This is a genomic window from Endozoicomonas sp. ONNA2 (assembly GCF_024606365.1).
Classification (GTDB): domain Bacteria; phylum Pseudomonadota; class Gammaproteobacteria; order Pseudomonadales; family Endozoicomonadaceae; genus Endozoicomonas.
Map to the genome: position 1 here is coordinate 1 of NZ_JAHHPO010000888.1, position 7,177 is coordinate 7,177.

Here is a 7,177-nt window from a genome sequence, read left to right on the forward strand (position 1 = left end):
GCCATCGTCGCTACGGGGACGCCCAGTCGGGCGCTATTCTCGGACAGCCTCCTGGCCAGACCCGCCCGGTTTGATTAGTTCAGGAGGTGGACTCAGGTTAGCGGGAATGCTTTTTCGAAAAAGAGGCTTTTTGAGAAATGAACGCCATTCACAGTTCATCCCCAACCTTGAACTGCAATGCCTGAAAGACATTCACTAACGCTGGCGCACAGTTTTTCAACTCCACCCGCAGAGTAGAGAATTCACGACGTTCCGGGTAATTTTTTCGGAGCAAATCAAACTTCACCTTGCGCTGGGACTCTTCAAACCCCATCAGCCCCTTTCGCATCATGGCATCATCACGACGAATGTCGTAAATAGCACGGATCGCTATTGAACAGGTTGTTGAAAAAGTCATTCCCTCACTGAACTTCATCTGTTTCAGTACCGGCAATGGCGTAATCGCCGGCAGACGAACACGGGCAGGAAGCCCAAAATACTGGCACAGTGCCTTGTAAATCATCTCTGTACCGCGAATCTTTGCGTCCAGGCTATAGCCAGCGATATGGGGAGTGGCAATATCTATCCGGGCTATCAATTCCGGGTCGGCATCCGGTTCATATTCCCAGACATCCAGTACGACGGTCAGATCTTCACGCTCGCGCAGACAGTGCTTTAATGCGGTGTTATCAATTACCGCCCCCCGCCCGGCATTAATCAACACCGTTCCCGGTTTCATCGCCTGAAGTTGCTGTTCACCAAGCAGATGATGGGTAGGATAAGGACCATCTACTGTCAGCGGTGTATGAAGACAAATGACATCCGAACACTCAATCAGTTTATCAACACTGACAAAACGGCCACCGTTACCTTCTTTCAATTCCAGCAAAGGGTCACAGGCACAGACTTCTACCCCAAGACGCGCCATCGTCTGATACAGACGACCACCCACCTGCCCTTTGCCAATGATGCCCACTTTACGTTCACGCAGTTGAAAACCGTCACGTTCTGCCAGAATATCCAAAGCCGCCAGAACGTATTCAACCACTGCCGTGGCATTGCAGCCCGGTGCATGGCTGAAGGCAATTCCCCGGCTGGCAAGATACTTCCGGTCTATATGATCAAAGCCTGCTGTGGCAGTCCCAACGAACTTCAGCGAACTGTTCTCTACCAGTTGCCTGCTGACTTTGGTCACCGACCTTACCAGCAAGGCATCCGCATCCTGCAGATCCTCCGGTGAAATACTACGGCCGGGCAGTGCAACTACCTCCCCCATCGCCCCAAAGCACTCCATCAACAAAGGAATATTTTCATCAGCAACGATTTTCATAAAATTGTTGTCATTAACAACCAGCGTTTAAAGAAAGCTAAAAAGTAATAAATTGGCTATGTTATACCAGCATGAAAGCATCAAAAATAGCATCCCTGCCTGAGGGTCCAGTGATCAGGATAACGGTAAACCGGTTGCCTATCCTGATATTAGTCTTCACCCTGAACCTGTCCGGATGCTCAGACCACACGTCGCCTGGGTATTTTCTTGCGGAATACATCCGCCGACTCAGCCGGGTTACCGGTATCGATATCCCTGAACCAGACTTCGCCATACCCAAACTGCCCCCATTAAGGCAACGTGCTTACCCGGCACCCGATATCCGTATAAAAGCCCTGGAAGCACTGGATTTGCTCAAATGCCCTCCCCTTAGCCAGGCTGTGGCCTACAGGAACAGCAGCCTGGGCAAGCAGATGTTACCCTCGCAACACTATTTCTATGAGAAAACCCTGTTATCATTAATCCCCCAATGCATCGACTCTTTAGGGCAAACCGATCAAAACCGGGAAGTCACTGCCAAACTTCAACAGATACTCAGGGAAAAACAGGCAACGTTTCCAGCCATTGAGTGGAATCTGGTATTTGCCAACACTGAAGTCAGCAAACAGCTGAACAGCCAGGGCAGGTTGCTCTCCACTAACGATCAGGCGAATTTTCAGGGAACCCGTGAAGCACTCAATTACCTCACCCGGTTACTACCCCATCAATTAGTTGAGCCCCCCTATACCTCCACTGATCTGGAGAATCACTTGCAACAGGTTGCCGCCAACCGGTACCTGGGAGAACTCATCTACACAGCCGCCCTGTTAAGCCAGACACTAGACAACGCTGCCAATATATTGCAGCTTCGCCTGAAAAAAGGGCCTGTTTGCCCTGCTGCTGACCCTGCGGAAGCAGAAAGGCTATACAACGTCTTTCGATTGTTTTATCGGGAAAAGATTCAGCCCTATCTTGCCAGGGTTGATCAGCAGGGAATCATTATCCGAAATGACATCAATCGCCTGCTCTCCCTCTTGCCAGCAGCACCACAGGAAGAAATGCGACGCTATCTCAGCTTGATCACGCAAGCGTTAAACATTAACAGCCCCTGGTATCAGCTGGAACAGAGCATCAAACACCATACGACGATCTGGGCAGAATTTCTGGATCAATGTGGCAAAGCACCGGCGCTGCAGATGAATCAGAGCCACTAAATAGTTGGCCAAATGATTTGGCCAACCACCCATCTCACTGTTAATCACAATCACCGACGACAGCACTGGTGGAACTGGAAGAATAACCATGCTTCTTTTTTGCTGCCTTTTTTTCACACGAGATGCAGGAAGCACCATTGCACCACGCTGTTTTAGCTTCTCGAGGATAAAGCAGTTGTCATAAATATCACTGTTCTTTTAATGCACTAACCAGAGGAGCATTTGCTACGAGCAAAGCCTGGCACAACAACTGATCGTTTCTCATAACCGCATATTCGAATGCATACATCGCAAGTAACTTTGTCTCCCTGCCTCTGGCGAGCTTGATCCGGACTTCAGGCTGACGACGAAGCACTTCTAAAGTTAGTACCTGTTGCTGGGCAGCGGTAATCTTGTAGTCTCTCCTGGCGCAAAAAATCAACTCCCCTGAATTCAAGTCATAAATGATAATTCGATTTATTTTGTATATTCACACTGGCTTCTTCACCAAGCAATAAACTGACCATTGCCCAATGCCCGGACCGGGCTGCTGCCATTATTGGCGTGTTGCCACTTTTAGAACTTTGATGATTGATATTAACACCTGCCTCTCTCAACAGACGTTCAAGGGCCACCAGATTATTCGCAACAGCTTTTCTGTACAGCCTTTTACCAGATTTCGTTCGGACAAACTGCTGCAGTAGTCGCTGTTCGGCCGATTGCACTTGATCGCCCGACTCCAAAGGCGAACAATCATGGGTTGAATTTTTGCAAAAATCAGCAACTGAGAGATTGTTGTCAGGGTTGCTACCGCCGGTGCCGGAGCTGGTACGACCCTGAAAATCACCTGATTTACCAAAGTGATTGGGTTCTGTGTGCAAACCGGAAGTTGCATTGTCAAGCAAGGCATCGGCTTTAGTCGTTATGTTTGGGTACATTGATTTTCCGAAAAAAATAAATTTCCATTTTGACTGAAAATTCATTAAAAAGTTTCCTGGCATCGTAAACAGTATCTCAAGACCTGTACTTGTCCGGCCATGACCACTATGCTTACGGTCCATTCACCCGCGAGACTGGTGAAGATTTACAACGTTTTAACCAGGAAAAAATCAAAAAGGAACTTAATTAAAAAAAACGGGTCAAATATTCAGGGCTACTTTCAGAATTAAACAAAATTAAATATTTTTGAAATTTAAACATTCAGGTATATCAATATGATCACATCACCATCAATGACATTAGGAGGGCCACCAAAGTTTGATGAACCCATGCCCGAACTTGCGTCAGTCTATCCACATCCGGGCAATCTGATTACCGATCCTGAAAAACGAAATCAGTTGATTTGTCCATGTCCTGACCCAATTCGTCACATACTTAACAATCCTCAACAGTTATCCTGTGGACATCTTGCTTGTAAGCAGTGTGCGCTGGCAAATGTTAAAGATATCAACGACAGGAAAATCATCATCTGTCCGGTAGCTGGCTGTAACCCCCACACTAAATTAGAGGATATGTTCCCTGACATACTTCATCGCAGAGAAGTCGATGATGCCGTTGTCCATTGTCTGGCACCAGAATGCGGCTGGCGAGGACGTTTCAAAAATTATAAGTCTGCACATAAGCTCAACTGCAGATCAACAGAAGCCTATCTGCTAGAAGAAAATAATTATCTTAAAGCTCGATATGCACACAATACTGGAATACTGCACGGTGAAGCCAGAGAATCAAAAGCCCTCAGGACTCACGTGGTCACTATGATGGATGAGATTGAGCGTTTGCAAAAGGAGATTTCATCATTGAACCTGAATGTTGAAATGCTTAATAACTCACTGGCACATGCCGAAAACGAGAATGCCTCATTGTCAGCGGTCATAGCAACGCTTTGCAATGATCAACAATCAGCCCAGCCCTCCGGATTTATAAACCAAACGCCAAATACCGTAGCGCAAGCCATAACCCGGAATCCCAAACTGGATAATACAACGAAGGTTGTTCCAATGGCAGCCGCCCAAACATCGGCTTCTGCCATGTCCCAAAGATCAGCCTCCGCCATATCCCAAACATCAGCAACCGGAAGCACTGAACAAATAGTCCATTCATGGAAATTCAGTCATGCTACAAATCTTGATAAACCCGGTATATTACAATCCAGTGAACCCTTCACCTACAACAACTATACATTTCAGCTGTCATTAGTGAGAAATTCTGACTATCTCGGCTTGTATGTTCGTGTGATTGGTGCAGACAAGGTTGATAAGGACATGTGGCCCTGTAAAGAGTCCATGACATTCAAGATGAAAGATCTCAAAAAAAATCAGCATATTGAAAAGACAATACATCTATCAAGAGTGCCAGACGAATGCCGGGGATTCCCGGGTAAAACTCCACTTCCCCTCGCAGGTTTTGAAAAATTTTGCCCACTCAACCTTTTGAAACCACCGAATCGGGAGGGACAACCTTGCTTTTTGGACGCCAAAAGCCGCACAACGATAGAGGTGGTGCCAGCAGCTCAGATCAAACCCGATGTTATTGACTCGCCATACAGCGTGATTGGTGGTTCTGGCCTGATCTCCTGGCCAATCCGAAACTATCCACAAAGGCGCAAAAGCCATCACTACACTGAGTACGCAATAGAGAGCCCAATTTTTAATACTTCACCAGAAAAGACCGGCTACCGCTTCAAACTAATCCTGAATACTCACGGTACTTACGAATCAAATCATACCAGAGCAGGGATTTACGCACAGCTTATGCCTGGCAATCATGACGCTAAACTGAACTGGCCGGTATCCGGAAAAATTCATGTGTCACTCGTGGATAGAAGACCCTCCATTGCAAACCAAAACACATCGGACCTGCCAGAGGATGCATCCACGATTATCACAGTGAAATCTTTAAACAAAGTACCAAGAAATGCTCGCTCTTATGTTTGTGGTACACGCACCAATGAAACAAACTTCTTTGAGATAATGGGGCTTGAAGAAGATCAAAATGATTTAAGCCATCCTATATTCAGACATAATAAGGAGATAGCCATCCGGGCCTTTTTTATTCCGTCTGACAGATAAACATACGTTTACCTGTGGCGGCAGGATGCTGCCAGCAAAAAATTCAAGATCCTAACTGATTTTCCTGAACCGCGCATTTGCGATTTAAGATAGAGGTGCAAAGATGAATATCCAGGGCAACACCAACAATCCGCCATCTAACACAATCAGCCATGACGAGGGCCGCAGGGCAAGTCAATTTGCCCAGTGGCCACGGGTCGAATTGTCTGAGGATAAACACCAGTTTCTGACAGATGGTATTCCCCAGACAGATGAACATGGGCAGCCCAATCTGAAACAGCGGAGTTGCGCTGATTATCAACACCTCCAATCAACCTCGGAAATCCCTCCTCTGAAAATAAAGCCTGATTCCGTTGCTATGCAAGGCCCGGAACAGAGTCTGCAGATACACGGTGATCGTTGTATTGACTCGGCTAATTCCTTCGACCTGCTGTTTAAAGCCTTCATGAAAAATGAAGTCGAAGAAGTGATGCGCTTGTGCAAGGCAGGTGCAGATCTCAATGCCCGCGGTATGTCTGGCACGAAGCCAATACACCAGGCTGTGCTTTTTGACAGAAGCGATTGCCTGCAAACTCTCATTGAATTCGGTGCCGATGTCAATGACACCGATGATCTGCGCCGCACCCCCCTGCACCACGCTGCCAGAAAAGGAAAGCCCAACAGCCTGACATTACTGCTGAATAACGATCAGGTGGAGGTCAATGCCACCGCTCAGTGTGACTGGTCACCTCTGCACCATGCAGTCTGGGAAAACAAAATCGGTAGCGTAATAGCACTGCTCAATCACGAGAAAGTGAACGCCAATGCCCTCCATGATGACCAGCAGACGCCTCTGCACTTTGCAGCCTGTAGGGGTTTTAACAAGATTGTGCTGGAAATGCTCAAACACCGCAAAGTGGATGTCAATGCCAAAGATGTTTTCGGCAACACCCCCCTGCACTGTGCAGCCGCCAGTGGCAAAATAGATAGCGTGATAGCACTGCTCACCAGCACGGAAGTGGATATCAACGCCACCAATAAGCTCGGCTTTACACCCCTGGACCAAGCCATCAAGGAAAACCGCATCCCATGCAAAGAACTCCTGCTTGAAAAAGGGGCAAAAACATGGCATGACCTTGGATGGCCTTGCTCTATTTTGTGAGGATTGGCAGCTTTAAAGAGGCTGCCCGAGAATATCGGGGCTATTTGTTGAAAAATCCGCTTTTGTTCGGCAGATAGCCCCGCTACTTGTGTCCTTCGAGGTATTCACCTTACAAAACCGAATTTTAGACCAATTTGCTGCCACCGCAGTAGGGCAATCTGTTTTCGGATAGTCTCCTTATACAATTTAAGCCCGGGATACTGATTTTTACCGGAACCTTTAGTTGACTTTATGGTCTAAAAATAATCCCGGTTTATATTCCATTAATTAATGACGACGTAAAATGAACATACCCTGTGGGCGCTTATACCAATATCAGCCGCAAAGGTTCTTATAATGTCAATGATCAGTTAAATCTTGGGGCCAATAGCAAGACATTTCCACTGATAACGTTAATGAACGGTTTGACCAAAATGTGTATCGGTATGCTGAAGCCAGGGCGACAGAATCGGTCGAACGATCATCCCGATAATAGGATATTTAGCTA

At 46.9% G+C, this 7,177-nt stretch carries 5 protein-coding genes; 3 read left to right on the forward strand and 2 right to left on the reverse strand.

What is annotated here, in order from left to right; translation table 11 throughout:
* Positions 1 to 148 precede the first annotated feature (148 nt).
* On the reverse strand, positions 149 to 1,309 hold the full coding sequence (pdxB, locus tag KDK14_RS15800; RefSeq protein WP_257266136.1) for a 4-phosphoerythronate dehydrogenase PdxB: 1,161 nt from the start codon (positions 1,307 to 1,309) through the stop codon (positions 149 to 151).
* A 71-nt stretch (positions 1,310 to 1,380) separates the two neighbouring features.
* Here pdxB and KDK14_RS15805 point away from each other — a divergent pair, with 71 nt between their 5' ends.
* Positions 1,381 to 2,502 carry a DUF3080 domain-containing protein gene (locus tag KDK14_RS15805; RefSeq protein WP_257266137.1) on the forward strand — a complete coding sequence of 374 codons (1,122 nt, stop codon included), beginning with the start codon at positions 1,381 to 1,383 and terminating at the stop codon, positions 2,500 to 2,502.
* Between the two features lie 437 nt (positions 2,503 to 2,939).
* Here the strand turns inward: KDK14_RS15805 and KDK14_RS15810 are convergent, their stop codons facing one another.
* A complete protein-coding gene (locus tag KDK14_RS15810) occupies positions 2,940 to 3,419 on the reverse strand; it encodes an ankyrin repeat domain-containing protein (RefSeq protein WP_257266138.1) in 480 nt (159 codons plus the stop codon).
* A gap of 276 nt (positions 3,420 to 3,695) precedes the next feature.
* Between KDK14_RS15810 and KDK14_RS15815 the strand changes: the two genes are divergently transcribed.
* Positions 3,696 to 5,549, forward strand: coding sequence for a hypothetical protein (locus KDK14_RS15815; RefSeq protein WP_257266139.1), 1,854 nt, complete (start codon positions 3,696 to 3,698; stop codon positions 5,547 to 5,549).
* 103 nt (positions 5,550 to 5,652) lie between these two features.
* A complete protein-coding gene (locus KDK14_RS15820; RefSeq protein WP_257266140.1) occupies positions 5,653 to 6,690 on the forward strand; it encodes an ankyrin repeat domain-containing protein in 1,038 nt (345 codons plus the stop codon).
* Positions 6,691 to 7,177 lie beyond the last annotated feature (487 nt).